We start from the raw sequence: 25,745 nt of genomic DNA, 5'->3' as shown, positions 1-25,745 counted from the left end.
CACCTATTCCCCGGCCTTCGGCAACTTCACGCCCTTGGTGGCCTTGGGCCGCACATGGGCCGAGCGCGGACTGCGCAGGGTGTCGGCATCGAGGATCAGCCGGCCCTGGATGCGCCCCTTCATGCGCTTGACGCTGCTGGCCGCGTCCTGCATGTGGCGCGCCATCAGCGTGCGCACCGTCTCCACGTCGCGCACGCGTGCGGCCCGCACGATCTCGCGGTGGAAATTGGCATTCACTTCGCCAAAGCGCCGGTGCTCGGCCTTGGGCGTGCGGTTGCCGTAGACGATGAGCTGGCGCAGCATCTCGTTGATCAGCTCGCAATTGAAGCGCAGGAACGGATTCGGGTTGGCCGCGGCCAGGATGTCGTGGAAGTTCACGTCCTCGCGCCGCTGGCTGAGCATGTCCTCGCTGCTCGACGCCGGGTCGCAGCAGGCGATGGAGTGCTCCAGCGCCTCGAAATCGGCCTCGGTCAGGTGCGGCACGGCGCCGGCGGCCAGCTCGGGCTCCAGGAACTGGCGCACGGCGTAGATGTTGTCGATGGTCACTTCCTGGAAGAACAGGTAGTTCTGCATGAACTGCAGGGTGCGGTCCAGCGGCACCTCGGCGATGGTGCCCCCGCCCGAGGGGCCGGTGGAGATGGTCACCAGCCCCTGCACCTCCAGCGACTTGAGCGCCTCGCGGATGGTGCCCTTGCTCACCTCGAACTGCGCCTGCAGCTCGCTCTCGCGCGGCAGGCGGTCGCCCGGGCTCAGGTTCTTCTCGGTGATGAGGCGCTTGATCTCCTGCGCCACCAGGTCGGGGCGCTTGAGGGCTTTGAGCGGCTTCTGTGTGGACGTTTTGGTTGCCATGTTCAGGGAATTGTCGTTGGTCGGCCGGCAGCCACGGCGGTGCCTCCGCGCGGCGAAGTACCGCCCATGGTGCAGTGTATGCACCGCAAGGGGGCAGCGGAAGGGATGCAGGGTTTCCACGCACGGTGTTTATTCTATTTATCACTATAAATAGCAGAAATGAGCGCCAACGGCGCTCTGCGGCGGTGGCACGCAGTGTGCTTTGCACAAGCCGTGCCCCGCTATCGGCCAGCCGGCCTCAACCCCTCCACAGGAGCCCCCCATGCACCGTCGCCACCTCTTGCAACTCTCTGCCCTGGGCGCACTGCCCGCATCGCTGGGCCTGGGCCAAAGCGCCTGGGCGCAGTCCAGCGGTGCCATCCAGTTCGGCTGCCCGGTGCCCATGTCGGGCGCGTTCGCGGCCAACGGCAAGTTCGCCGACCTGGGCATGAAGCTGGCCATCGAGCAGTACGGCACGGTCCTCAAGCGCCCCCTGGCCTACACGGTGCTGGACACGGAAGGCAAGCCAGCCACGGCCGTGCGCAAGGTGCAGGAGTCCTCGCAGCAGCAGGGCACGCGCTTTTTCGCGGGCGGCATCCTGTCGTCCGAATCGCTGGCCATGGGCAAGGAGGCCGAGAAGGCCGGCGGCATCTTCATCACCACCGCCGGCGCCGACGAGATCACGGGCAAGGACTGCAACGCCGCCACCTTCCGCTGGTCGGTGCCCACCTTCGGCGCCATCGAGCAGACGGTGCGCCCCCTGGCCGAGGCCCTGCCCAAGGCCAAGCGCTGGTACACCATCACGCCGCAGTACGTGTTCGGCGACGGCCTGCTGTCGGCCGCCAAGAACATCTTCAAGGAAAAGGGCCTGGAGCACGTGGGCAACAGCTACCACTCGCTGACCGAAAAGGAGTTCAGCGGCTACCTGACCAACGCCATGGCCGCCAAGCCCGACGTGCTGCTGCTGCTCAACTTCGGCTCGCAGTCGTCCGACGCGCTGCGCCAGGCCGTGAGCTTCGGCATGCACAAGAACATGACCATCCTGGTGGCCTGGGCCTCGGGGCTGGAGCAGTTCGAGTCGCTGGGTGCCGACCTGTGCGAAGGCATCTACTTCGGCGCGCAGTACTGGCACACGGCCAATGCGCCGCTCAACCTCGACCTGGTCAAGCGCAGCAACGACAAGTTCAAGTCCAACCCCAACTACAGCCTGGCGGGCTCGTACATCTGTACCAAGCTCATGATCGACGGCATCATCAAGGCCGGCACGGTGGAGCCCAAGGCCGTGATCGCCGCCATGGAAGGCATGAAGTACCAGGGCCTGACGGGCGACGAAGAGATCCGCAAGGGCGACCACCAGGTGCTCAAGAACTACTACCTGCTCAAGGGCAAGGCCAAGGCGAAGATGGCCAACAAGGACGACTACGTGGACGTGGTCAGCTCGGGCAAGTCGTTCCTGCCCCTGGACCAGACCGGCTGCAAGCTCACCTGACACGTATTGGCCTTCAACCGGCTGGCGTCGCTGGGAAGCCTTGCCGTGCTAACGCACTGTCTGCGGCTTCCCGCCTGGCCATCCGGCTGAAGACAAACCCGCGGTGACGCTCGCAAGCTCTGCCGCATCGCCCTCCTCCACGGCCCGCAGCCGCGCGCCTTGGGATTTTTCCTTCCATCTCTCGCCCATGAACATCTACCTGCTACAGGCCATCAACGGGATCGGCATCGGCATGCTGTACTTCCTGCTGGCGGTCGGCCTGTCCATCGTGTTCGGCCTGCTGCGCTTCGTGAACTTCGCGCACGGGGCGTTCTACCTGCTGGGCGCCTACTTCTGCTTCCAGATGACGCGCTGGGGCCTGAGCTTCTGGCTGGCCCTGGCCGTGGTGCCACTGGTCGTGGGCGCCCTGGGCTGGCTCACCGAAAAGCTGGTGCTGCGCCACGTGTATTCCAAGCCGCACGAGTTCCACATCCTCGTCACCGTGGGCCTGGCCCTGGCGATCCAGGAGCTGGTGATCCTGCAATGGGGGCCGCTCGGCGACAGCGTGCCGGTGCCCGACCTGCTGCAGGGCGTGGTCATGTGGGGCGGCATCGTCTACCCCAAGTACCGGCTGTTCGTGATCGGCTTCACCGCCGTGCTGGCCGTGGGCCTGTGGTACGTGCTCGAAGGCACGCGCCTGGGCAGCGCGGTGCGCGCCGGCAGCGAATCGACCGAGATGGTCTCGCTGCTCGGCATCAACGTGTTCCGCATCTTCAGCCTGGTGTTCGCACTGGGCGCGGCCACCGCCGCGATTGCCGGCGTGCTGGCCGCCCCCATGCGCGGGGCCGAGCCCTTCATGGGCATCGAGGCGCTGGGCGTGGCCTTCATCGTGGTGGTGGTCGGGGGCATGGGCAGCTTTGCCGGCGCGCTGATCGGCGGCCTGCTGATCGGCATCGTGCAGAGCGTGATGAGCACCGTGTGGCCCGAGGGGGCGCGCCTGATGATCTACATCGCCATGGCCGCCGTGCTGCTGCTGCGCCCGCATGGCCTGCTGGGCCGCAAAGGATGAACACCGCCATGACGATTTTTCGCAAGAATTTCCACCTGCTGCTGGCCCTGGCCGTGGTGCTGGTGATGCCGTTGACCATGCAATCGGGCTCGCTGGCCAGCGAGGTGCTGATCTATGGCCTGGCCGCCATGGGCTGCAACCTGCTGCTGGGCCACACCGGGCTGCTGTCCTTCGGGCAGGGCATCTTCTTCGGCCTGGGCAGCTACACCATCGCCCTCACGCTCACGCGCTGGCCCCTGCCCATGCCGCTGGCCCTGGCGCTCGCCGTGGTGATGGGCGCGCTGGGCGCGGCCATCGTGGGCTGGGTGGCCATCCGCCAGCGCGGCACCTACTTCGTGATGCTGACCCTGGCCTTCGCGCAGATGTTCTACTTTCTCGCCTACTCCATGCCTGGCATCACGGGCGGCGACAACGGGCTGATGGACATCCCGCGCCCCTCGCTGGCCGTGGGCGGCCTCACGCTGTGGCCGCTGGCCTCGCCCTGGCAGTACTACGGCTTCGTGGCCACGGTGTTCCTGGTGGCCTTCTGGCTGCTGCAGAAGGTGTCGGCCTCGGTCTTCGGGCGCACGCTGCTGGCGGTGCGCGACAACGAGGAGCGCGCGGGCGCCATCGGCTACAACCTCAAGCTGCTCAAGCTGCAGGCCTTCGTGATCTCGGGCGCGGTGACCGGCCTGGCCGGCGCGCTGCACGCCATGATGACGGGCATCGCCCCGCTGGCGAGCGCCGAGTACCACACCAGCGAGATGATCCTCGTCATGACGGTGATCGGCGGCACGGGCAACCTGCTGGCCTCGTTGCTCGGCTCGGCCTTCTACCTGCTGGTGGGCGACTGGCTGTCCACGCTGTGGCCGCGCTGGCTGCTGATCCTGGGCGTGGTGCTGATGGTGGTGAGCCTCGGCATGCAGCGCGGCCTGTGGGGCCTGGGCGAGTCGGCCTGGAACCTGCTGCGCGGCAAGGGCCGTGGCGGCAAGGATGACGTCAGCGCGCAAGGAGGCCAGGCATGAGCAGCGCCACCCCCTCCCCTATCCTGCTCGAAGCCGTGGGCGTGGAAAAACGCTACGACAAGTTCGCCGCACTGGCGGGCGTGGACCTCAAGGTGCGCGCCAACACGGTCCATTCGGTCATCGGCCCCAACGGCGCCGGCAAGACCACGCTGTTCCACATGCTCACGGGCACCAAGAACGTGAGCGGCGGGCGCATCGTGTTCGACGGGCACGACGTGACGCACGAGCCCGACCACCGCCGCGTGCAGCGCGGCATGGCGCGCTCCTTCCAGGTCACGAGCCTGTTCCTGACCCTGCCCGTGCGCGAGAACCTGCGCCTGGCCGCCCAGGGCACCGCGCCGCGCCATGCGCTCAACTGCTGGCATGCCCCGCAGGGCGCGCGCTCGCAGGCCGAGGTGGTGGCCAGCGTGCTGGCGCGCCTGGGGCTGGAGCGCCATGCCGACACGCCGGTGGGCAACCTCTCGCACGGCCAGCAGCGCCGGCTGGAGGTGGGAATGGCGCTGGCCGCGCGGCCCAAGGCGATCTTCCTGGACGAGCCCACCTCGGGCATGGGCATCGACGACCTCGATGACATGAAGCGCCTGATCCAGGGCCTCAAGGACGAGCACACCGTGGTACTCATCGAGCACAACATGAACATCGTGATGGACATCTCCGACACCGTGACGGTGATGCAGCAGGGCCGCGTGCTGGCCGAAGGGCACCCGCACGCCATCCGCAGCGACGACCGGGTGCGCAGCGCCTACCTGGGCAACATGATCACGGGGGGCAAGGCGGCATGACGATCCTCGACATCCAGGGGCTGCACGCCCACTACGGCAAGAGCCATGTGCTGCAGGGCGTGGACCTGCGCGTGGGCGACGGCGAGCTGGTCACCCTGCTCGGTCGCAACGGCGCGGGCAAGACCACCACGCTCAAGAGCATCTGCGGCGTGGTGCCGCCCACCCAGGGCCGTGTGCGCTTTGCGGGCGACGAGGTGCAAGGCCTGGCCACGCACGCCATCGCCCAGCGCGGCGTGTGCCTGGTGCCCGAGCACCGCGGCATCTTCAAGCTGCTCACGGTGGAGGAGAACCTGCTGCTGGGCCAGCGCAAGCGCTCGCCCTGGCAGCTGCAGGACATCTACCGCATCTTTCCGCGCCTCAAGGAGCGGCGCGGCAACGGCGGCGGCCAGCTCTCGGGCGGCGAGCAGCAGATGCTGGCCATCGGCCGCGCGCTGATGAATGCGCCACGCCTGTTGATGCTGGACGAGCCCGTGGAGGGCCTGGCGCCGGTGATCGTGGAAGAGATCGTGGCGCAGCTCAAGACCATCAAGGCCGCGGGCGTGGCCATCCTGCTGGTGGAGCAGAACCTGGAGGTCTGCACCCAGCTGGCCGACCGGCATTACGTGATCGAGCAGGGCGCCATCGTGCACGAGGCGGACAACACCGCCTTTCTCGCCGACGACGCCATCAAGGACCGCTATCTGGGCGTGGGCCTGGCATAGATTTTTCAGGAATTCGACTGTGGACATGACGACGACCCCCTCCCCTGCCCTGCAACCGCGCGTGAACGGCGCGCGCCTGTGGCAATCGCTGATGGACCTGGCGCAGATAGGCGCCACGCCCAAGGGCGGCGTGTGCCGCCTGGCCCTCACCGCGCTGGACGGCGAAGGCCGCGACCTGTTCGTGCGCTGGGCGCGCGAGGCCGGCTGCAGCGTGCGAACCGACGCCATCGGCAACATCTTCGCGCGCCGCGCGGGGCGCAACGACGCCCTGCCCCCGGTGATGACCGGCAGCCACATCGATACCCAGCCCACGGGCGGCAAGTTCGACGGCAACTACGGTGTGCTTGCCGGCATCGAAGTGGTGCGCACGCTGAACGACCTGGGCATCGTGACCGAAGCCCCGATCGAGGTGGCGGTGTGGACCAATGAAGAGGGCTCGCGCTTCGTGCCGGTGATGATGGGCTCGGGCGTGTTCGCCGGCGCCTTCACGCTGGAGCATGCGCTGGCCCAGCGCGACGCGCAGGGCACCAGCGTGGCCGAGGCGCTGGCCGTCATCGGCTATGACGGCGAGCACGGGCCCACGCCGCCCGTGGGCGCGTATTTCGAGGCGCACATCGAGCAGGGCCCGGTGCTGGAGGCCAACGGCTGCGTGATCGGCGTGGTGCAGGGTGCCCTGGGTCAGCGCTGGTACGACGTGAGCGTGCAGGGCATGGAGGCCCATGCCGGCCCCACGCCCATGGCGCTGCGCCGCGATGCCCTGCTGGCCGCCAGCACGCTGGTGGCCGAGGTGAACCGCATCGCCCTGGCCCATGCACCGCATGCGCGCGGCACGGTGGGCGTGCTGGAGGTGTTCCCGAGTTCGCGCAACGTGATCCCCGGCAGCGTGCGCATGACCGTGGACCTGCGCGCCGCCGACGATGCCATGCTGCTGCAGATGGATGCGGAGTTGCGCACCGCCTGCGAGCGCATCGGCACGGCCCACCGCACACCCATCGCGGTGGAGCAGGTGGTGTACTTCCCGCCGCAGCCGTTTGCGCCCGCGCTGGTCGAAGGCGTGCGCGCCGATGCCCAGGCACTGGGCTACAGCGCCATGGACGTGGTCAGCGGTGCCGGGCACGACGCCGTGTACCTGGCGCGCCTGGCGCCCACGGCCATGGTCTTCGTGCCCTGCGCCGACGGCATCAGCCACAACGAGATCGAGGACGCGGAGCCCGAGCACCTGGAGGCCGGGTGCAACGTCTTGCTGCAGGCCATGCTGCGCAGCGCCCAGGTGGTCGCCGCATGAAGATCCTCATCGCCCGCCTGAACCACGAGACCAACACCTTCTCGCCCGTGCCTACGCCGCTTGCAGCGTTCGCGCCCACCTACGGCGAGGACGCCTTGCGCGACAACCTGGGCATGCGCACGGCCATGGCGGCCTTCATCGACCTGGCCCAGGGCCTGGGCGCCACGCTGGTCACGCCGGTATCGGCCACCTCCAATCCCAGCGGCCCGGTGCATGCGGTCGCCTACGACGAGCTGACCCGCCGCATCGTGGAGGCCGCCCCGGGCTGCGACGCCATCCTGCTCGACCTGCACGGCGCCATGGTGGCCGAGAACAGCCCCGATGGCGAGGGCGACCTGCTCGCGCGCGTGCGCGCCGCGGCGCCCGGCGTGCCCATCGGCGTGGCGCTGGACCTGCACGGCAACATCACGCCCAAGATGGTCGCCAACGCGGATGTGATGGTCGGCTTCAAGACCTACCCGCACATCGACATGTACGAGACCGGCGAGCACGCGGGCCGCCTGCTGCTGGCCATGCTGCAGGGCCAGGCGCGCTACGGCGTGCGCTGGCACCAGTTGCCCATGATGGGCCACACCCTGCGCAGCACCACGCTGCAGGGCGCCATGTTGCGTGCGGTGGACGCCGCCCGCGCTGCCGAGGCCGATGGCGTGCCCGCCGTCTCGGTGTTCGCGGGGTTCTCACTGGCCGACATCGAGGCGCCGTTCATGAGCGTAGTGGTCACCGGCCTTGCCGATGCGCCCGAAGCAGCCCAGGCCGTGGCCGACCGCATCGCGGCCGCCATCTGGCAGGAGCGCACCGAGTTCGTCTACGACAGCGAGCCCCTGGTGCAGTCGCTGCAGCGCGCGCAGACCCTGGCGCAAGGCGCCGAGCGCCCGGTGCTGCTGCTGGACCACAGCGACAACTGCATGTCCGGCGGCACCTGCGATTCCATGGACGTGCTGCAGGCCGCCCTGGCCGAGGGCCTGGACGACATCGCCGTGGGCCCGTTGTGCGACCCCGGGGCCGTGGCCGAGCTCGTGGCAGCCGGCGTGGGCGCGCAGTGCACCGTGCGCCTGGGCAACAAGGTGCCGCTCACGCAACTGGGGGTGTCCAAGGAGCCCGTGGCGCTGACCGGCACGGTGCGCGCCATCAGCGACGGCGAGTACACCGTGACCGGGCCCATCTACACCGGGCAGCGCTGCGCGATGGGGCGCACCGTGCTGTTCGACACCGGCAGCGCCCTCATCGTGGTGACCGAGAAGACCCACGAGCCCTGGGACCTGGGCGTGTTCTCGTGCGTGGGCGTGGACCCCACGGCGCACCGCTTCGTGCTGCTCAAGTCGCGCATGTACTGCCGCCCGGTGTTCGTGCCGCTGTCGCACGCGCTGGTCGAATGCGACAGCCCCACGGGCGTGACCAGTTCCAACTACGCGCTGTTCCCGTTCAGGAACGTGCGCCGGCCGGTGTTCCCGCTCGACGCTGTCTGACCTTCCATTGCGCAGGAGCCCCCAGAACCCGCATCACCAGCAAGCGCAAGCCGACGCCAGTGCCCCCGCGCAAGGGCCGCCCCGCCGCGCTGGGGGCGTCCCCCTTCCCAAATCGAGCAGCGATTTGAGAGAAAGAGGGATGACGCGAAGCGACTCAGGGGGTTAGTTCACCTTGATCAGACGCCAGTCGATGCGGTTGTCGGGGCGTTGCACCAGCTCGACATTTTTCTTCATCGCCCAGGCCAGCATCTGGTTGTGCAGGGGGATGTTGGCCACGGTGTCGTTCTGCAGCTGCAGGCCTTCGGTCAGCAGGCGGTTGCGCACGGGCTGGTCGGTCTCGGTCTTCACGCGGTCCACGATGTAGTCCATGCGTTCGTTGCTGTAGCGGCCCAGGTTGTAGTTGCCATCGCCGCCCGTGGTCTTGGTGCGGGTGAGCGATTGCAGGGTGTACAGCGCGTCGAAGGTCGGCACGCCCCAGCTGAGCAGGGTGATGCTGGCCTCGTGCCGCTGGGCCATGGGGTAGTAGGTGATGGAGGGCATCGTGCGCAGCTTGGCCCTGACGCCCACGCGCGCCCACATCGAGGTGATGGCCTGGCACAGGTTCTCGTCCTGGATGATGGAGTTGTTGCTGCAGGCGAAATCGACCTCGAAGCCGTCCTTGTAGCCCGCATCGGCCAGCAGCGCCCTGGCCGCGTTGGTGTCGTAGGGCAGGCGCTTGTCCACCGCCTCCGTCCAGCCGTTGACCAGGGGCGAGACGATGGCGCCCGTGGGCTTGGACATGCCGCGCATGGTCACGCGCTGCAGCGTGGCCACGTCGATGGCCTGGTACAGCGCCTTGCGCACGCGCAGGTCCTTGAGCGGGTTCTTGCCCTTGACGCTGCTGCCCGGCAGCTCGTCGCGGAACTGGTCCAGGGCCAGGTAGATGGTGCGGTTCTCGACCATCTCCATCACCTTGATGTTCGGGTTGGCCCTGAGGCGCTCCAGGTCCTGCAGGCTGGTGTCGCGCACCATGTCGACCTCGCCCGAGAGCAGGGCCGCGACGCGCGTGGCCTCGGACTTGATGGGTGTGTAGACGATCTCGGTGACGTTGCCCTCGGTCTTGCCGGCGTTCCACCACTGCGGGTTGGCGGCAAAGACCAGCTTCTGGTCGGGCACCCATTCCTTGAGCACGAAGGGCCCGGTGCCCATGGCATTGCGGTGAGAGAAGGTCTCGTCCTTGGACTTGATGTCCTTGGGCTCCACGGCATTGTTCTTCTCTGCCCAGGCCTTGCTCATCACGCGCAGCTCGGTCAGCTGGTTGAGCAGCACCGGGTTGGGGTTCTTCAGGAAGATGTCGATGGTCTCGCCGTCGACCTTGGCGATGCGCTCCATGCCCTGGGTGTAGATGGCGTAGGTGGAGGTCTTGCTCATCGCGCGCTGCAGCGAATACACCACGTCGTCGGCCGTCATGGGCGATCCGTCGCTGAACTTCACGCCCTGGCGCAGCTTCACGCGCAACTGCGTGGGGCTGACCTGCTGCCACGAGGTCGCCAGGAGCGGCTCGACCTTGAGCGTGCGGCTGTTGAACATCACCAGCGACTCGTACACCGCCGCATGGATGCCATTGCCCAGGGCACTGTTCTGCGAGTGGATGTCCATGGACTGGATGTCGGTGGACCCGGCCCAGCGGAACGTCTTGGCGTGCGCGCCCGGCATCGCGGCCACCCACGCCGCCATGGCCAGCGCGGGCACGAGCCAGCGGCGGCCTGGCCTTGCGGTGCCGGCCCCGCGGGGCGCGGCGGGCTGCGGGTGCGCAGGGTGCCGCGCCACTGCGGCAACGCGGGACACAACAGTGCGCGGAGACAGGTGAGGAAGGAAGCTCTGGAACCTACGGGGCATATGTTTTCCTTTGCAGGGATGGAAGCCGCAATATGCCGCAGCGGACCGCCAAACCTATTGCGCGTTTTCCACGACATCCACCCCTCTGCGCACGGTCCCCGGGGCGCAGAGGGAGCCCCGGGCGTCCAGGCGACCGGCCAGCTGCCGGTACTGGCTGGGGCTGACGCCACAGGCACGCTGCCAGCCATGCACGAAGTGCGCGGAGTCGAAGAACCCCGCGGCATGCGCGATGCCCGTCAGGCTGGCCGTGCCGCCAAGCAGGGCCTGCTGCGCGTGCTCGATGCGGGCGGCCTGGCGCAGCGTGGCAAAGCCCAGGCCGTGCCGGGCCAGATCGCGTTGCAGCTGGCGCGCGCTGCGACCCAGGCGGCGGGCGGCGTCGGGCAGGGCCAGGGCAGGCTCCTCGCGCCACCAGGCCAGCAGGTCCAGCACCTCGTTCGCGCACCCCAGCCGCCGCGCCAGGGACTGCAGCGTGCGCGGCGCATCCGCCGGGCTGCCGCTGGTGCCGCCGCGCGCCAGCACGCTCACGCACGAGGCGGCAATGCCCGCGCGGATGTCCGCACTGCGCTGCGCCGCGGCACGCAGGGCGCGGTCCGGCAGCATGGGGGATTCCCGCCGCAGCGCGCCCTGGCCATCGAGCTGCGTGTTGACGCCCAGGGGCGCCATCCGGTTGTAGGCGTTCCAGCGGTCCACGAACGCAGAGGGCCCACGGCCCACGGCGGCCGAGGGCGCCAGGAGCGCCTGCACCGGGTTCAGGTCCAGCGCACACAGCAGCGCAAGGCGCGCCTCCCGCCGGGCCTCTTGCCCGCGCGCCTGCGGGCCGCCGCGCAGCACCTGCGCCACATATGCCTGGTGGGTGACGAAGCCCTGCACCTGCGTGCGCACGGCCCGCGCGAGCAGCGCGTGGGGGCGTTCGTCGATATCGCCCAGGCAGGCGGGCAGCAGGTGGTAGCAAAAAAGCGCGGCCATGGCGCTTTTATACAAGCTGGCGCGGCCCGGCCCAGGGACGATGGCCCTCTCCTTCATTCCCTGTGCAAACACACCATGCAACGACGAGATCTTCTAGGCCTGATGGGCCTGACCGCACTGGGCGCCCCCCTGCGCCCCGCTTTCGCCCGCGGCGCCACCCACGGCCTGCTGGCGCTCGATGCCACGGCCCAGGCAGCGCTGGTGCGGGCGGGCCATCTGCAACCCGCGCAGCTGGTGCAGGCCAGCCTGGCGCGCGTGGCGGACGTCAACCCCAGGCTGCAGGCACTGGTGGAACTCTGCCCCGACCGGGCCCGCGGCCAGTGGCAGGGGCCGCCCTCCCCCGGGCCCTTCTGGGGCGTGCCGTTTGCCTACAAGGACGCGGTCGACCTGCAAGGCACGCACCGGCGCAGCGGCTCGCGCCTGCAGGCGGACGCGGCACTTTCCAGCGCCTCGTCGCCGCTGGTGGCGCGCTGCGAAGCCAGCGGGCTGATCGCCATCGGCAAGACGGCAACGCCCGAGTTCCAGCTCAGCGCCACCACCGAACCCCTGCTTGGCGGCCCGGTCCGCAATCCCTGGAACCCGCTGCACTCCCCGGGTGGTTCCTCGGGCGGCGCCGCGGCGGCCGTGGCCGCGGGCATGCTGCCCATGGCGCACGCGACGGATGGCGGTGGCTCGATCCGCATCCCCGCCTCGTGCTGCGGGCTGTTCGGGCTCAAGCCCAGCCGCTCGCGCATGCAGGGCTCCGGCCCGCGCGATGCCGGTGTCGACCACGCGGTGAGCCGCACGGTGCGCGACAGCGCCACGCTGTTCTGGTGGAACCAGCGCGGCGATGGCGCCGCGCCGCTGCCGCCCATGCCCGCGGTGCACGGGCCCTCGGCCCGGCGCCTGCGCATTGGCTTCGCGCCGCAGAACCTCTTTGGCGAGATGCCGGACCCCGCGGTGCTGCAGGAAGTCACCCGCGTCGCGCGGCTGTGCGAACGGCTTGGGCACCAGGTGCTGCCCTTTGCGCACGGCATCGACGGCGAGCGGTTCTTCGATGCCTTCATGGTGGCCTGGAGCGGCGGCGCCGAGCGGGCGCTGCAGCAGGCCGAGGGCACGGGCCGCCCGCCCGACACGCTGCTGGAGCCCTGGACCCTGCACCTGGCACGGCACGCGCGCGCGCTCCCCGCCGGCGCGGCGGCACGCGCCGGCGCGCACTTTGCCGCCGTGGGCGCGCAGGTGAATGCCTGGTTCGACGCCGTGGATGTCGTGCTCAGCCCGGTGGCCGCCAGCGAGCCGCCACCGCTGGGGTGGCTTGCCCCCACCGTGCCCGGCGCCACGCTGTGGGCCCGGCTGATGCGCTATGCGTCGTACACGCCGCTGCACAACGTGGCGGGCACGCCGGCGATGTCGGTCCCGCTGGGGCTGAGCGCGCGCGGCCTGCCCATCGGCAGCCATTTCGCGGCGCGGGTCGGCGACGAGCAGACGCTGTTCGCACTGGCCTATGAACTGGAACAGGCCGACCCCTGGTCGCACCGGGTCCCACCGCTGTGAATGAAGCCCCGTCAGGGGCGCGCGGGCGCGAGCGGGTAGCGCGCGCCCGCGCGCGCCGTGCCCACCTGCAGCAGGTTGATGACACCCATCACGTCATCCACCAGCCCCACGGCTTTCTCCAGCGCCTGCGACTGCGCCTCGGACTGCACGCAGCCCATCAGCGTGACCAGCCGCCGCTCGCCCAGCACCCAGACGCTGGTGTCGTCGAAGCGCCCCTCCTCGCGGATATAGCGCTGCACGCGCGGGATGAGCTCCGCGTCGTACAGGTAGGAGTTGGGCAGCCGGCAGCGCCCCACGCGGTGGCAGCTGCCGCCATGCTGCGAGCGCGTGTGCGCCAGCTCGCGCACCTCGGCGTCGGTGTAGAGCGGGCCCTCGGGCACGGGGCATTGCGGGATGGCGCTGGTGACCTGGACGAAGGGGTCGTTGAAGGCATTGGTGCGGGGGGCGGGGCTGCCGTCCTGGGCAACGGCCAGGGCAGCCACCCCCAACCACAGCAGGAAGAACTGGAAGAACACACAAACACGGCGCATGCATTGCTCCTTGGTGGACGGCAGGCACCCACGCTGCCTACAACGCGATCTGGTATCGCGCAAATTCCCTGCGGCCTTTCAGCACACAGTCGTACAGGGTAAAACCAAAGCCCTCATAGAGTGCGCGCAGCGGCTGCCGATCGGCCACGCAGTCCAGCCGCAGGTAACGCACACCCAGGCTGCGGGCGTGCTCGCGCCCGAACGCCAGCAGCGCGGCAGACACCCCCTGCCCCGCCCATGCCCGCCGCACGGCCAGCTTGTGCAGGAAGGCGGAGGTGCCTGGTTCCGCATCCGGCCAGAAAGTGGGGTCTTCGCGCTGCCAGCGCACCACGCCCGCCACGTCATCGCCCACCCTGGCCACCAGGAAGTGGCCGGTATCCACATCCTGCTGCACACGTTCCTCGCTGAAATCGGACACGGCCCACAGCGGCATCTGGCGGTCTACCAGCCACTGCGCGGCCTCGCGCAGCACCGCCGCGATGGCGGCGGCGTCTGACGGGCGGGCGATTTCTGTGTGCATACGAAAGCGGTATTGGCCTGCAGACAGGGGAGGTCCACGCAGGATGATGGGATGGCGCAACGAACTATCCGCCTGCACAGCAGGCAGATTGCGGTTTACTCATTTTTTGATAGCTATTGGCGCTTGATGGATAAGCGCTGGAAGTCATTTTTATCTAAATTTTAGGGACAAAACCTCTTTCTACAATCCCCAGCCCGCCCCCCGGATGGGGCGTGCCCCCTACGATGCCCTGACCGTGCCCCCCAGCGACCTCATCGTCCACCGCCCCGAAGGCCTGTACTGCCCGGCCGGGGATTTCTACATCGACCCCTGGCGGCCGGTCAGCCGGGCCGTGATCACGCATGCGCATTCGGACCATGCGCGCATGGGCTCGGCCCACTACCTGGCGCACCAGGACAGCGAAGGCACGCTGCGCAACCGACTCGGAGCCGATATCGATCTGCAGACGCTGGCCTATGGCGACACCATCGACCACCACGGCGTGCGCCTGTCGCTGCACCCGGCGGGGCATGTGCTGGGATCGGCCCAGGTGCGGGTGGAACATGGCGGCCAGGTGTGGGTGGCCTCGGGCGACTACAAGCTCGAGGACGACGGCACCTGCCCGCCCTTCGAGCCGGTGCGCTGCCACACCTTCATCACCGAGTCGACCTTTGGCCTGCCCATCTACCGCTGGCCGGCGCAGCCGGCGCTGTTCGCGGACATCAACGCCTGGTGGGCCGCGAATGCGGCGGCGGGCAAGGCCAGCGTGCTGTATGCGTATGCCTTCGGCAAGGCGCAGCGCCTGCTGCACGGGGTGGACCCGAACATCGGCCCCATCGTCGTGCACGGCGCGGTGGACCCGCTCAACGCCGTGTACCGCGCGGCGGGCGTGGCGCTGCCACCCACCCTGCGCGTGACGGACCCGGGCGCCACCAAGGCCGAGCTGCGCCGCGCGCTGGTGCTGGCACCGCCCTCGGCGGCGGGCACGCCCTGGCTCAAGCGCTTTGGCGAGCATTCCGATGCCTTTGCCAGCGGCTGGATGCTGGTGCGCGGCGCGCGCCGGCGCCGTGGCGTGGACCGGGGCTTCGTGATGAGCGACCACGCGGACTGGCCCAGCCTGCAGAAGGCCATAGCCGCCACGGGGGCCGAGCGCATCATCGTGACCCATGGCAGCACCGAGGTCATGGTGCGCTGGCTGTGCGAGCAGGGGCTGGATGCGCAGGTGTTCGCCACCGAGTACGGCGCCGACGACAACGAGGACGACGCAGGGGCTGCAGCGCCGCCACCGCAGGCCGATGCACCGGCGCCGGAGGCCGCGGCACCATGAAGGCCTTTGCCACACTGTTCCAGGCTCTGGACTCCACCACCGGGCAGTCGGCCAAGCTGGCCGCGCTGGTGGCCTACCTGCGCGCGGCACCAGCGGCCGATGCGGCCTGGGCCACCTACTTCCTCGCGGGCGGCAAGCCGCGCCAGATGGTGCCCACCAAGCGCCTGAAGACCCTGGCGCAGGAGGCCGCGGGCCTGCCCGAATGGCTGTTCGAAGAAAGCTACCAGGCCGTGGGCGACCTGGCCGAAACACTGGCCCTGCTGCTGCCCCCGCCCGTGCAGCCCGTGGACCTGCCACTGGCCGAGTGGATGGCCCAGCTGCTGCCGCTGCGCGCCCTGCCACCCGAAGAGGCCGATGCCCGCCTGCGCACGCAGTGGGACCTGCTGGCGCCGGAGCAGCGCTTCGTGTACTTCAAGCTCATCACCGGCAACTTCCGCGTGGGTGTGTCGCGCCTGCAGGTCACGCAGGCACTCGCCACGGTGAGCGCGCTGGACCCCAAGCGCATCGCGCACCGGCTCATGGGCTACACACAGATCGGCCGGCAGCCGCAGGCGGGCGACTACAGCGCGCTGGTGGCCCCCGTGGACGAGGGTGAAGACGGCGCCGCCAGCACGGGCAGCGACACGGCCATGGCAGGCCAGCCCTACCCCTTCTTCCTGGCCCACCCGTTCAGCCAGCCCCTGGCCGAGATGCCCGCGCTGCTGGGCGCGCCCGAAGACTGGCTGGTGGAATGGAAGTGGGACGGAATCCGCGCGCAGATCGTGCGCCGGCGCGGCGCGGTGTGGGTCTGGTCGCGCGGCGAGGAGCTGGTGACCGACCGCTTTCCCGAACTGGCCGATGCCGCGATGGCGGCACTGCCCGACGGCACGGTGGTCGATGGCGAAATCCTCGTATGGCTGCCCGGCGAGCCCCAGCCGAGCCCCTTTGCCGACCTGCAAAAGCGCCTCGGCCGCAAGACACTGACGCCCAAGCTGCTGCGCGAGCTGCCCGTGGTGCTGGTGACCTACGACCTGCTCGAACATGCGGGCCAGGACCTGCGCCAGCAGCCCCAGCAGGCCCGCCGCGCACTGCTGGAGACAGTGCTGCAGCCACCCGACGCCATCGCAGAGCCCGCAGCCCCACCCGCACTGCGCTTGAGCGCCCTGCTGCACGGCGCCGACTGGCCGGACCTCGCGCGCCAGCGCGAGGCCGCGCGCGGCATGGGCACCGAGGGCTTCATGCTCAAACACCGCCAGGCGCACTACGGCGTGGGCCGCACCAAGGACGTGGGCGTGTGGTGGAAGTGGAAGATCGACCCCATGAGCGTGGACGCCGTGCTCATCTACGCCCAGCGCGGCCACGGCCGGCGTGCCAGCCTGTACACCGACTACACCTTTGCCGTGTGGACCGGGCCGCAGGACGACCCCGACCGGCAGCTCGTGCCCTTCGCCAAGGCCTATTCGGGCCTGACGGACGTGGAGATCGGGCAGGTGGACGCCATCGTCCGCAAGACCACGCGCGAGAGCTTCGGGCCCGTGCGCAGCGTGGATGCGACCATGGTCTTCGAGCTCGGCTTCGAGGGCATCGGCAGGAGCCCGCGGCACAAGAGCGGCATCGCCGTGCGCTTTCCACGGATGCTGCGCTGGCGCCAGGACAAGACGGTGGCCGAGGCCGATACCCTGCAGACCCTGATGGCCCTGCTGCCGGGGCAGGACGCTGCCGCATGAGCACGGCGCGCCGTCCGCGCAAGCCGCTGCCCACCGTGGCCGCGAGCGCGGCCGCAGGCTGGATGGCCACGCGCGGCTGGCAGCCCTTCGGCTTCCAGCAGGAGGTGTGGCGCGCCATGGGCGAGGGCCGCTCGGGCCTGCTGCACGCCACCACCGGCGCGGGCAAGACCTATGCCGTGTGGCTGGGTGCGCTGCAGCACCTGGCGCTGGCAGGCGCGCCCGTGGCACCCACGGCGGACGCCAGTGCGCGCACGGCCCTGCGCACACGCCGCGCGGCGGCGCCGCCGCTCACGGTGCTGTGGATCACCCCCATGCGCGCCCTGGCCGCCGACACGCTGCGTGCGCTGGTAGAGCCCCTGCCCGACCTGGCGCCGGACTGGTCCAGCGGCCTGCGCACCGGCGACACCGCCAGTGGCGAGCGCGCCGCGCAGGACCGCCGCCTGCCCACGCTGCTGGTGACCACGCCCGAGAGCGTCTCGCTGCTGCTGGCGCGGGCCGATGCGCACGAGCGCCTGCGCCACGTGCGGCTGGTGGTGGTGGACGAGTGGCACGAGCTGGTGGGCAACAAGCGCGGCGTGCAGGCGCAGCTGGCGCTGGCGCGCCTGTCGGGCTGGAACCCTGCGCTGCAGGTGTGGGGCATGTCGGCCACGCTGGGCAACCTGCAGGAGGCGCTGGATACGCTGCTGCCCCGCCTGGTCCACGATGCCCCCGCAGTGCCGCCCGCCGTGCTGGTACAGGGCCGTATCGACAAGGCGCTGCAGGTCGACGTGATGCTGCCGGCCAAGGTGGACCGCTTTGCCTGGGCCGGCCACATGGGCCTGGCGCTGCTGCCGCAGGTGGTGCAGTCCATCGAGGCCTGTACGTCCACCCTGGTCTTCACCAACACCCGTTCGCAGGCCGAGCGCTGGTACCAGGCGCTGCTGGAGGCGCGGCCCGACTGGGCGGGCACCATCGCGCTGCACCACGGATCGCTGGGCCAGGAGGTGCGCGCCTGGGTGGAGAACGGGCTCAAGGCCGGCCTGCTCAAGGCCGTGGTCTGCACGTCGAGCCTGGACCTGGGCGTGGACTTTCTGCCCGTGGAGCAGGTGCTGCAGATCGGCTCGGCCAAGGGCGTGGGGCGGCTGGTGCAGCGCGCGGGCCGCTCGGGCCACGCGCCGGGGCGCACGTCGAGCATCACGCTGGTGCCCACGCACAGCCTGGAGCTGGTGGAGGCCGCCGCCGCGCGCCACGCGCTGGCCCAGGGCCGCATCGAAGACCGGCACACGCCGCGCGCACCGCTCGATGTGCTGGTGCAGCACCTGGTCACCATTGCCCTGGGCGGCGGCTTCGTGCCTGCCGAGCTGCTGGCCGAAGTGCGCCGCGCGCCGGCCTATGCGGCACTGGCCGACAACGACTGGCAATGGGCCTTGCAGTTCGTGCGCCAGGGCGGCGCCTCGCTGGCCATCTACCCCGACTTCCAGCGCGCCGTGCCTGACGAGGAAGGGGTGTGGCGCGTGCCCGATGCGCGGCTGGCGCGCCGGCACCGCAGCAACATCGGCACCATCGTGAGCGACGCCAGCATGCAGGTGCAGTTCGTGAGCGGCGGGCGACTGGGGTCGGTGGAAGAGAGCTTCATCGCGCGGCTGTGCAAGGGCGACGTGTTCATGTTCGCGGGCCGCCTGCTGGAGCTGGTGCGCACCCAGCAGATGACCGCCTACGTGCGCGTGGCGCCCAAGGGCAGCGCCGCGTTGCCGCGCTGGAACGGCGGGCGCATGCCGCTGTCGAACACGCTGGCCGACGCCATGCTGGAGATGCTGGAGCAGGCCGAGCGCGGTGTGTACGCCTCGCCCGAGATGTTGTGCGCCCAGCCGCTGCTCGCGCTGCAGCACGCCTGGTCGGCCCTGCCCACGCCCGGCCGCCTGGTGGCCGAAACCCTGCACACCCGCGAGGGCTGGCACCTGTACCTGTACCCGCTGGCCGGCCGCCTGGTGCACCTGGGCCTGGCGGGGCTGCTGGCCTGGCGCGCGTCGCAGCAGGTGCCCAACACCTTCTCCATCGCGGTCAACGACTACGGGCTGGAGCTGCTGTCCGCCAAGCCCGTGGACTGGGCCGCGCTGCTGCCGCGCCTGATCGGCGAGGGCACGCACACCACCATCGGCAGCGGGCTGGAGGACGAAGTGCTGGCCAGCCTGAACGCGACCGAGATGGCACGCCGGCGCTTTCGCGAGATCGCGCGCATCGCGGGCCTCATCTTTCAAAGCCACCCGGGCGAGCAGCGCAGCAGCCGCCAGCTGCAGGCATCGTCCTCGCTGTACTACGACGTGTTCGCCCAGTACGACCCGGACAACCTGCTGCTGGCCCAGGCCCGCGCCGAGCTGCTGGCCAACGAGCTGGACATGGAGCGCCTGGCCCGCACCCTGCGCGGCATGCAGGCGCAAACCCTTTCCATCCATGCCCTCACGCGCCCCACCCCATTCGCCCTGCCGCTGATGGTGGAGCGCTTTCGCGAGCGCCTGAGCACCGAAACGCTTGCCGACCGCCTGGCGCGCATGGTGCAAGCGCTGGAGAAAGCCGCCGACGACACCACCGGCACCCACCACGCCGACCATCCCGTGGCCCCGGCCGACATGGCCTGGGACGTGCCCGACGGGGCCACCGCATCGCCTCGGCGCGCGCGCCGAGGCGATGCCGGCGACACGCCCCGCCGACCGAGAAGGCGCCATGGATTCTGAGCACCTCGACGACCGACCTTGCCCGTGAACACAGACCCTTCTTTCGCCCCTTCACCCACCGCACCTCCCCCAGGCGCCCAGGCCATCACCCTGCCCTGCGGCGCTGCCCTGTGGCTGCTGCCCCAGCGCGCCGTGTGGTGGCCCGCCGCGCGCACGGCCTTCGTGGCCGACGTGCACTTCGGCAAGGCCGCCACCTTCCGCCGCGCGGGCCAGCCCGTGCCGCATGGCACCACGGCCGACAACCTGGCCCGGCTCGACGCGGTGCTGGCGGCCACGGGCGCCGGGCACCTGGTCTTTCTGGGCGACTTTCTGCACGCCCGCAGCGGTGCGGACGAGCGGCTATGGAACCAGCTGTTGCCCTGGCGCAAGCACCACGCGCACATCGCCATGACCCTGGTGCGCGGCAACCACGACCTGCATGCGGGCGACCCACCCGCGCCGCTCGGCGTCGATGTGGCCGATGAGCCCTGGCGGCCCGTGGAGGGGGCCGGGGTGCTGGCCTGCCACCATCCGCAGGCGGGGCCGGGCGATACGGTGCTGGCAGGGCATTGGCACCCGGTGGCCACCTTGCAGGGTCCTGCGCGGGACACGGTCCGCCTGCCCTGCTTCGCGTGGCAGCCGGGGCTTCTGGTGCTGCCCGCGTTCGGGGCTTTCACGGGCATGTCCAGCCAGCCGGTGCCCCCGTCCGCGCGGCGGTTCGCGGTGGCTGGAGACCGGGTCCGCGAAGTGCCGCGCCGGCCGGCCAGCGCCTGAGCCGCGTTTCAGGGGCGCCTCGGCCGGGCCCGCCATGAAAAAAAAGGCTTTACCCGCCGGTAAATTTTGCATTATGGGATTCGATTGCAAAAACAGGGGGCACGGAACGCCGCAAGGAAGGAGAATCAGAGAGCATCCGCGTTTGGCCCCGCTGCGACCCGGCCGGGGACATTTACATACTCTGTTTCGTGAGACAAGCCATGACGACCCAGCAACCGACCATCATCTACACCCTGACCGACGAAGCACCCCGTCTGGCCACGGCTTCCTTCCTGCCCATCATCCGCACCTTTGCGGCGCCTGCGGGCATCAACGTGACCGAGAGCGACATCTCCGTGGCCGCGCGCGTGCTGGGCGAGTTCCCCGAATCGCTGACCGCCGAACAGAAGGTGCCCAACACCCTGGCAGAGCTGGGCAAGAAGACCCTGCAGGCCGATGCCAACATCATCAAGCTGCCCAACATCAGCGCCTCGGTGGGCCAGTTGCAGGCCTGCATCAAGGAGCTGCAGGGCAAGGGCTATGCGATCCCTGACTACCCGGAAGATCCCAAGACCGAAGAAGAAAAGGCGATCCGCGCGCGGTATGCCCGCTGCATCGGCTCGGCCGTGAACCCCGTGCTGCGCGAAGGCAACTCCGACCGCCGCGCCCCCAAGGCCGTGAAGGAATACGCGCGCAAGAACCCGCACAGCATGGCCGACTGGAGCCAGGCCTCGCGTTCGCATGTGTCGCACATGCACGCCGGCGACTTCTACCATGGCGAAAAGTCCATGACGCTGGACCGCGCCCGCGACGTGAAGATGGAGCTGATCACCAAGAGCGGCAAGACCGTGGTGCTCAAACCCAAGGTCTCGCTGCTGGACCGCGAGATCATCGACAGCATGTTCATGAGCAAGAAGGCGCTCGTCGAGTTCTACGAAAAGGAAATCGAAGACGCGCGCAAGACCGGCGTGATGTTCTCGCTGCACGTGAAGGCCACGATGATGAAGGTGTCCCACCCCATCGTGTTCGGCCACTGCGTGAAGATCTTCTACAAGGACGCGTTCGCCAAGCACGGCAAGCTGTTCGAAGAGCTGGGCGTGAACGTGAACAACGGCATGGCCAACCTGTACGAAAAGGTCGCCACGCTGCCCACGGCCCAGCGCGAAGAAGTCCTGAAAGACCTGCACGCCTGCCACGAAGGCCGCCCAGAGCTGGCCATGGTCGATTCGGCCAAGGGCATCACCAATTTCCACTCGCCCAACGACATCATCGTGGACGCGTCCATGCCCGCGATGATCCGCAACGGCGGCAAGATGTGGGGTGCCGACGGCCGCCTGAAGGACGTAAAGGCCGTGATGCCCGAATCGACCTTTGCCCGCATCTACCAGGAGATCATCAACTTCTGCAAGTGGCACGGCGCGTTCGACCCCAAGACCATGGGCACGGTGCCCAACGTGGGCCTGATGGCCCAGCAGGCCGAAGAGTACGGCTCGCACGACAAGACGTTTGAGATCACCGAAGACGGCGTGGCCAACATCACCGATCTGGCCACCGGCGAAGTGCTGCTCTCCCAGAACGTGGAAGCCGGCGACATCTGGCGCATGTGCCAGGTCAAGGACGCCGCGATCCGCGACTGGGTCAAGCTGGCCGTGAACCGCGCCCGCAACTCCGGCATGCCCGTGGTGTTCTGGCTCGACTCGTACCGCCCGCACGAAGCGCAGCTGATCACCAAGGTCAAGATGTACCTGCACGAGCACAACACGGCGGGCCTGGACATCCAGATCATGAGCCAGGTGCGTGCGATGCGCTACACGCTGGAGCGCGTGATCCGCGGCCAGGACACCATCAGCGCCACCGGCAACATCCTGCGCGACTACCTGACCGACCTGTTCCCCATCATGGAACTGGGCACCTCGGCCAAGATGCTGTCCATCGTGCCCCTGATGGCCGGTGGCGGCATGTACGAAACCGGCGCGGGCGGCTCGGCCCCCAAGCACGTGCAGCAGCTGGTGGAAGAAAACCACCTGCGCTGGGATTCGCTGGGCGAGTTCCTGGCGCTGGCCGTGTCGCTGGAAGACCTGGGCCTGAAGACCGGCAACGCCAAGGCCAAGGTGCTGGCCAGGACGCTGGATGCCGCCACGGGCAAGCTCCTGGACAACAACAAGAACCCTTCGCCCAAGACCGGCCAGCTCGACAACCGTGGCAGCCAGTTCTACCTGGCCCTGTACTGGGCGCAGGAACTGGCCGCGCAGACCGACGATGCCGACCTGGCCAAGCTGTTCGCGCCGCTGGCCAAGCAACTGGCCGCCGACGAACAGACCATCGTGGCCGAGCTGGCTGCGGTGCAGGGTGCGCCCGCCGACATCGGCGGCTACTACCTGCCCGACACCGCCAAGCTGGACGCCGTGATGCGCCCCAGCAAGACGCTGAACGCGGCGCTGAAGACCGTGGCTGCGTAAACAACCAGCCAAGCCGCCCGCCCCCTAAAAAGGCCCCGCCCGTCGGGGCCTTTTTTCATTGCCCGACCGCACCAGGATGACAAGGCGGCCCGCAGCGGAGCCACCGTTCATGTCGCAGGCGGTGGAGACAAGTAAGTGGCGTGGCTACCGCCCCAGGATCAGGGCCGGTCGCGGTCGGCCACGCGGGTGTTCAGCGCCGCGGGCAGGTAAGCAGGCAGGAACGCACAGCCCTTGCCGAACTGCGCCTCGAAGGCCGGGCACTGCGCAGCGATACCCTCGGGCGTGGGCTTCACGCCCTCGTCCACCCAGCGCAGCAAGGCGGACATCAGCGCCGGGTAGGTGGGATCGCTCAGGTAGCTGTGGGTATGGTGCTGGGTGAAGGTCTGCACCAGGCGCGCCGCGCTGCCGCCCTGCTCCATGGTGGCCTTGAAAGCCGCATCCAGCTCGACAAAGGCCGTGGGGTCCTCCACGCCTTTCACGGTGAGCACGGGCACGGGAATGCGGCCACCGAGGTCCGTGTCCTGCGCAAACCGCGCCACGGCGGCCGGGTCCGCGCGGTAGCGCAGCACGGCGGCGTTCAGGGCCGCATCGTCGGGAGAGCCCTTGTACTGCACGCCCCGGTTGCCAAACGGGCTCGCGCCACCGGTGCGGTGCTGCACCACGTCGCGGTAGTGGAACGTGGCCCAGTTCATGTGGCCCTGGATGGAGCTGGCGGGGATGCGGATCACATCCACGATGGTCTTGACCTTGCGCTGCTGCTCGGGCGTGCGCTCTGCAGCGGGCCGGTTCAGCGCCAGGCATTCGTTCACGCGCGCCGCCAGATCCGCCTGCGTCATGGCCGCATCGCGCGGCAGGCCGATGTTGAGCGGGTACGCCGCCTCGGTGGGGCGGGGGTGGTTGTTGCACAGGTACTGGTAGACCACGCGCAGATCGGTGCGGAAGTCGTACGAGCGGGTGCCGCCCGCGAGCACGCCGCTGGTCAGCAGCACGGCATCGTAGGGGCGCTGGCCGCCGGCCGTGGCCTGGAACATCTCGGCCCCCTTGGCCGCCACGCTGGCGCCCCACGACTGGCCGTGCAGGATGGTACGCTGCGGCCGGGCCACCTGCTGCACGAAGATCTTGCGCAGGCGCTCGGTATCTTCCGCCGCCGCGCGCACCCCCACGCCGCCCTGGCGGAAGGTGCTGCCCGCCCAGGCGTAGCCCGCACGGACCATGATGGACCAGCGCTCCAGGTCCTCCACCGCGCGCTCCATCCTGGGCGCGCCCAGCGCCGGGCCGCCGTGGGCGTGCAGCACCAGGTGGCCGTTCCACTGCTGCGGCATGGCGATGAAGTAGTAAGCCCCTGCGGAATCCTGGCCCGACAGGCAGCGGGCAATGGGCGCCAGGTCCTTGGGGCAGGGCGTGGCGACGGGTGCGGCCTCCGCCACCGCCTGGGGTTGGGTGACAACCGGCGCGCAGCCAGCCAAAAAGACGGCGGCTGCCAGGGCGGCCGGTACGGCCACGGTCCGGCGTGGCCAGGCGCGAAGCGGCGGCAAAGCAGTCATGGGAAGGTCTCCGTTGAAATGATGGTGGCGGTGGGCAGCTGCTGCGCATCGTAGAAACGGGGCTCCGATACGTCAAATAGGCAAATCTCCAATATCCGATACGATTTGCATATGAACCCGCTCCCTGAGCCATTGCACTGCTGACATGGACATCCGCCAGCTCCGCTACTTTCTCGCCGTGGCAGAAGCCGGGCACATGACCCGCGCCGCCGAGCAGCTGGGCATGGCCCAGCCACCGCTGAGCCAGCAGATCAAGGCGCTCGAAAGCACCGTGGGCATGGCCCTGTTCAAACGCCATGCCAAGGGCGTGGCACTGACCGAAGCGGGCCGCGCGCTGCAGGCCGACGCCACGCGCCTGGTGCACGACTTCGATGCGCTGCAAGGCCGCATGCAGTTGCTGGCCGAGGGCAAGACCGGGCGCTTGGCCATCGCCTTCACCAGCTCGGCGGCCGCGCACGAGTTCACGCCATTCGCCCTGCGCGAGTGCCGCGCGCGGCACCCCGGTCTGGTGCTGGAGATCGGCGAGAACAACGCCGCCGAGATCACCGAGGCCGTGGCCGAGAGCCGCCTGCATTGCGGCCTGCTGCGCGTGCCGGTGGCCCGCCCCGAGGGCCTGGCGTTCGACACCCTGCAGCACGAGCCCGCCATGGTGGCCCTGCCCATCGACCACCCGCTGGCGCTGCGCCAGCGGCGCGGCAAGCCGCTGGCCATCCGCATCGCGGACCTGGAGGGCGAGCCCATGATCCTGGTGCGCCGTCCTGGTGCCCCGGGCCTGTACGCCAACCTGCTGGCCCTGTGCGACGAGGAAGGCGTGCGCCCCCGGGTGGTGGCGGAAGTTGCGCGCATGCTGACCAACCTGAATCTCGTGGCGGCGGGCACCGGCATCTCGGTGGTGCCGTCGTCGATGGTGGGCGTGCACCGCCACGCGATCGCGTACCGCCCGCTGGTGGACGGCGGGCGGCTGGACGTGCCGCTCACCCTGGTGTACCGCTCGGCGGACAACATGGGGCCCACGGCCACCTTCACCGCGCTGCTCAACACGCTGGCGCGGCAGGGCACGCCCTGACGCCGGGGGGACCGGTTGGCCATGGCGATCTCGCGCTGCGGCGCCCACGTGTAACTGGCAGCAACAAACCCCACACGGCCGATGCGTGCGGGCACACTGGCGCCGCCGCCGGTGCCGCGCGCCGTCCCCGCCGTGCCCTGCTGCGCCCCCCGGTGGCAGGTGGGCGGCGCCGAACGGCGGGCCCCTGCTTG

20 protein-coding genes are annotated in these 25,745 nt (G+C 69.6%); 14 read left to right on the top strand and 6 right to left on the bottom strand.

What is annotated here, in order from left to right:
* Nucleotides 1–3 precede the first annotated feature (3 nt).
* On the bottom strand, nt 4–849 hold the full coding sequence (locus ACAM51_RS14325; RefSeq protein WP_218296468.1) for a FadR/GntR family transcriptional regulator: 846 nt from the start codon (nt 847–849) through the stop codon (nt 4–6).
* Nucleotides 850–1,111: 262 nt separating this feature from the next.
* Here ACAM51_RS14325 and ACAM51_RS14320 point away from each other — a divergent pair, with 262 nt between their 5' ends.
* The 7 genes from ACAM51_RS14320 to ACAM51_RS14290 all read left to right on the top strand — a co-directional run bounded on the left by ACAM51_RS14320 (nt 1,112) and on the right by ACAM51_RS14290 (nt 8,603).
* Nucleotides 1,112–2,317, top strand: coding sequence for an ABC transporter substrate-binding protein (locus ACAM51_RS14320; protein WP_369641001.1), 1,206 nt, complete (start codon nt 1,112–1,114; stop codon nt 2,315–2,317).
* A gap of 187 nt (nt 2,318–2,504) precedes the next feature.
* Nucleotides 2,505–3,365, top strand: a complete 861-nt coding sequence (locus tag ACAM51_RS14315) for a branched-chain amino acid ABC transporter permease (RefSeq protein ID WP_218296466.1) — start codon at nt 2,505–2,507, stop codon at nt 3,363–3,365.
* Between the two features lie 8 nt (nt 3,366–3,373).
* Nucleotides 3,374–4,369: a branched-chain amino acid ABC transporter permease gene (locus ACAM51_RS14310; RefSeq protein WP_369641000.1), complete on the top strand. Its 996-nt coding sequence runs from the start codon at nt 3,374–3,376 to the stop codon at nt 4,367–4,369.
* The gene (locus ACAM51_RS14305; protein WP_369640999.1) at nt 4,366–5,151 is read left to right on the top strand and encodes an ABC transporter ATP-binding protein; all 786 of its coding nucleotides are present in this window, start codon (nt 4,366–4,368) and stop codon (nt 5,149–5,151) included. Before ACAM51_RS14310 ends, ACAM51_RS14305 begins: the two co-directional genes overlap by 4 nt.
* On the top strand, nt 5,148–5,852 hold the full coding sequence (locus ACAM51_RS14300) for an ABC transporter ATP-binding protein (RefSeq protein ID WP_369640998.1): 705 nt from the start codon (nt 5,148–5,150) through the stop codon (nt 5,850–5,852). Before ACAM51_RS14305 ends, ACAM51_RS14300 begins: the two co-directional genes overlap by 4 nt.
* Nucleotides 5,853–5,877: 25 nt before the next feature.
* Entirely contained in the window at nt 5,878–7,137 is a 1,260-nt protein-coding gene (locus ACAM51_RS14295) for a Zn-dependent hydrolase (RefSeq protein WP_369640997.1), read from the top strand.
* Complete coding sequence (locus tag ACAM51_RS14290) at nt 7,134–8,603, top strand: M81 family metallopeptidase (protein ID WP_369640996.1); 1,470 nt, start codon at nt 7,134–7,136, stop codon at nt 8,601–8,603. The genes ACAM51_RS14295 and ACAM51_RS14290 overlap by 4 nt, the downstream gene beginning before the upstream one ends.
* 162 nt (nt 8,604–8,765) lie before the next feature.
* Here the strand turns inward: ACAM51_RS14290 and ACAM51_RS14285 are convergent, their stop codons facing one another.
* Nucleotides 8,766–10,319 (bottom strand): ABC transporter substrate-binding protein, encoded by a 1,554-nt coding sequence (locus tag ACAM51_RS14285; RefSeq protein WP_218339491.1) that lies wholly within the window; start codon nt 10,317–10,319, stop codon nt 8,766–8,768.
* Between the two features lie 216 nt (nt 10,320–10,535).
* The gene (locus tag ACAM51_RS14280; RefSeq protein ID WP_369640995.1) at nt 10,536–11,447 is read right to left on the bottom strand and encodes a helix-turn-helix transcriptional regulator; all 912 of its coding nucleotides are present in this window, start codon (nt 11,445–11,447) and stop codon (nt 10,536–10,538) included.
* Nucleotides 11,448–11,522: 75 nt separating this feature from the next.
* Between ACAM51_RS14280 and ACAM51_RS14275 the strand changes: the two genes are divergently transcribed.
* Nucleotides 11,523–12,980, top strand: coding sequence for an amidase family protein (locus tag ACAM51_RS14275; RefSeq protein ID WP_369640994.1), 1,458 nt, complete (start codon nt 11,523–11,525; stop codon nt 12,978–12,980).
* 11 nt (nt 12,981–12,991) lie between these two features.
* Here ACAM51_RS14275 and ACAM51_RS14270 read toward each other — a convergent pair whose 3' ends face one another.
* Together ACAM51_RS14270 and ACAM51_RS14265 are read right to left on the bottom strand one after the other, a co-directional pair.
* Entirely contained in the window at nt 12,992–13,510 is a 519-nt protein-coding gene (locus tag ACAM51_RS14270; protein WP_218296458.1) for a BON domain-containing protein, read from the bottom strand.
* 37 nt (nt 13,511–13,547) lie between these two features.
* Complete coding sequence (locus tag ACAM51_RS14265; protein WP_218296457.1) at nt 13,548–14,030, bottom strand: GNAT family N-acetyltransferase; 483 nt, start codon at nt 14,028–14,030, stop codon at nt 13,548–13,550.
* Nucleotides 14,031–14,235: 205 nt separating this feature from the next.
* Between ACAM51_RS14265 and ACAM51_RS14260 the strand changes: the two genes are divergently transcribed.
* The 5 genes from ACAM51_RS14260 to ACAM51_RS14240 all read left to right on the top strand — a co-directional run bounded on the left by ACAM51_RS14260 (nt 14,236) and on the right by ACAM51_RS14240 (nt 22,944).
* On the top strand, nt 14,236–15,336 hold the full coding sequence (locus ACAM51_RS14260; protein WP_369640993.1) for a ligase-associated DNA damage response exonuclease: 1,101 nt from the start codon (nt 14,236–14,238) through the stop codon (nt 15,334–15,336).
* Nucleotides 15,333–17,042 (top strand): ATP-dependent DNA ligase, encoded by a 1,710-nt coding sequence (locus ACAM51_RS14255; protein WP_369640992.1) that lies wholly within the window; start codon nt 15,333–15,335, stop codon nt 17,040–17,042. Before ACAM51_RS14260 ends, ACAM51_RS14255 begins: the two co-directional genes overlap by 4 nt.
* Complete coding sequence (locus tag ACAM51_RS14250; RefSeq protein ID WP_369640991.1) at nt 17,039–19,753, top strand: ligase-associated DNA damage response DEXH box helicase; 2,715 nt, start codon at nt 17,039–17,041, stop codon at nt 19,751–19,753. The genes ACAM51_RS14255 and ACAM51_RS14250 overlap by 4 nt, the downstream gene beginning before the upstream one ends.
* Nucleotides 19,754–19,777: 24 nt before the next feature.
* Nucleotides 19,778–20,506, top strand: a complete 729-nt coding sequence (gene pdeM, locus ACAM51_RS14245) for a ligase-associated DNA damage response endonuclease PdeM (protein WP_369640990.1) — start codon at nt 19,778–19,780, stop codon at nt 20,504–20,506.
* Between the two features lie 200 nt (nt 20,507–20,706).
* Nucleotides 20,707–22,944, top strand: coding sequence for an NADP-dependent isocitrate dehydrogenase (locus tag ACAM51_RS14240; RefSeq protein WP_218339255.1), 2,238 nt, complete (start codon nt 20,707–20,709; stop codon nt 22,942–22,944).
* A 158-nt stretch (nt 22,945–23,102) separates the two neighbouring features.
* Here ACAM51_RS14240 and ACAM51_RS14235 read toward each other — a convergent pair whose 3' ends face one another.
* Entirely contained in the window at nt 23,103–24,488 is a 1,386-nt protein-coding gene (locus ACAM51_RS14235) for a hypothetical protein (RefSeq protein WP_369640989.1), read from the bottom strand.
* A gap of 145 nt (nt 24,489–24,633) precedes the next feature.
* Between ACAM51_RS14235 and ACAM51_RS14230 the strand changes: the two genes are divergently transcribed.
* Complete coding sequence (locus ACAM51_RS14230) at nt 24,634–25,554, top strand: LysR family transcriptional regulator (RefSeq protein ID WP_369640988.1); 921 nt, start codon at nt 24,634–24,636, stop codon at nt 25,552–25,554.
* Nucleotides 25,555–25,745 lie beyond the last annotated feature (191 nt).

This window comes from Acidovorax sp. A79 (assembly GCF_041154505.1).
Classification (GTDB): domain Bacteria; phylum Pseudomonadota; class Gammaproteobacteria; order Burkholderiales; family Burkholderiaceae_C; genus Acidovorax.
This window is presented reverse-complemented; position numbering and strand designations above follow the sequence as displayed.

Coding starts and splice junctions, on each gene's coding strand:
- ACAM51_RS14325 (WP_218296468.1), bottom strand. CDS start 849: ATGGCAACCAAAACGTCCACACAGAAGCCGCTCAAAGCCCTCAAGCGC.
- ACAM51_RS14320 (WP_369641001.1), top strand. CDS start 1,112: ATGCACCGTCGCCACCTCTTGCAACTCTCTGCCCTGGGCGCACTGCCC.
- ACAM51_RS14315 (WP_218296466.1), top strand. CDS start 2,505: ATGAACATCTACCTGCTACAGGCCATCAACGGGATCGGCATCGGCATG.
- ACAM51_RS14310 (WP_369641000.1), top strand. CDS start 3,374: ATGACGATTTTTCGCAAGAATTTCCACCTGCTGCTGGCCCTGGCCGTG.
- ACAM51_RS14305 (WP_369640999.1), top strand. CDS start 4,366: ATGAGCAGCGCCACCCCCTCCCCTATCCTGCTCGAAGCCGTGGGCGTG.
- ACAM51_RS14300 (WP_369640998.1), top strand. CDS start 5,148: ATGACGATCCTCGACATCCAGGGGCTGCACGCCCACTACGGCAAGAGC.
- ACAM51_RS14295 (WP_369640997.1), top strand. CDS start 5,878: ATGACGACGACCCCCTCCCCTGCCCTGCAACCGCGCGTGAACGGCGCG.
- ACAM51_RS14290 (WP_369640996.1), top strand. CDS start 7,134: ATGAAGATCCTCATCGCCCGCCTGAACCACGAGACCAACACCTTCTCG.
- ACAM51_RS14285 (WP_218339491.1), bottom strand. CDS start 10,319: ATGGCGGCGTGGGTGGCCGCGATGCCGGGCGCGCACGCCAAGACGTTC.
- ACAM51_RS14280 (WP_369640995.1), bottom strand. CDS start 11,447: ATGGCCGCGCTTTTTTGCTACCACCTGCTGCCCGCCTGCCTGGGCGAT.
- ACAM51_RS14275 (WP_369640994.1), top strand. CDS start 11,523: ATGCAACGACGAGATCTTCTAGGCCTGATGGGCCTGACCGCACTGGGC.
- ACAM51_RS14270 (WP_218296458.1), bottom strand. CDS start 13,510: ATGCGCCGTGTTTGTGTGTTCTTCCAGTTCTTCCTGCTGTGGTTGGGG.
- ACAM51_RS14265 (WP_218296457.1), bottom strand. CDS start 14,030: ATGCACACAGAAATCGCCCGCCCGTCAGACGCCGCCGCCATCGCGGCG.
- ACAM51_RS14260 (WP_369640993.1), top strand. CDS start 14,236: ATGGGGCGTGCCCCCTACGATGCCCTGACCGTGCCCCCCAGCGACCTC.
- ACAM51_RS14255 (WP_369640992.1), top strand. CDS start 15,333: ATGAAGGCCTTTGCCACACTGTTCCAGGCTCTGGACTCCACCACCGGG.
- ACAM51_RS14250 (WP_369640991.1), top strand. CDS start 17,039: ATGAGCACGGCGCGCCGTCCGCGCAAGCCGCTGCCCACCGTGGCCGCG.
- ACAM51_RS14240 (WP_218339255.1), top strand. CDS start 20,707: ATGACGACCCAGCAACCGACCATCATCTACACCCTGACCGACGAAGCA.
- ACAM51_RS14235 (WP_369640989.1), bottom strand. CDS start 24,488: ATGACTGCTTTGCCGCCGCTTCGCGCCTGGCCACGCCGGACCGTGGCC.
- ACAM51_RS14230 (WP_369640988.1), top strand. CDS start 24,634: ATGGACATCCGCCAGCTCCGCTACTTTCTCGCCGTGGCAGAAGCCGGG.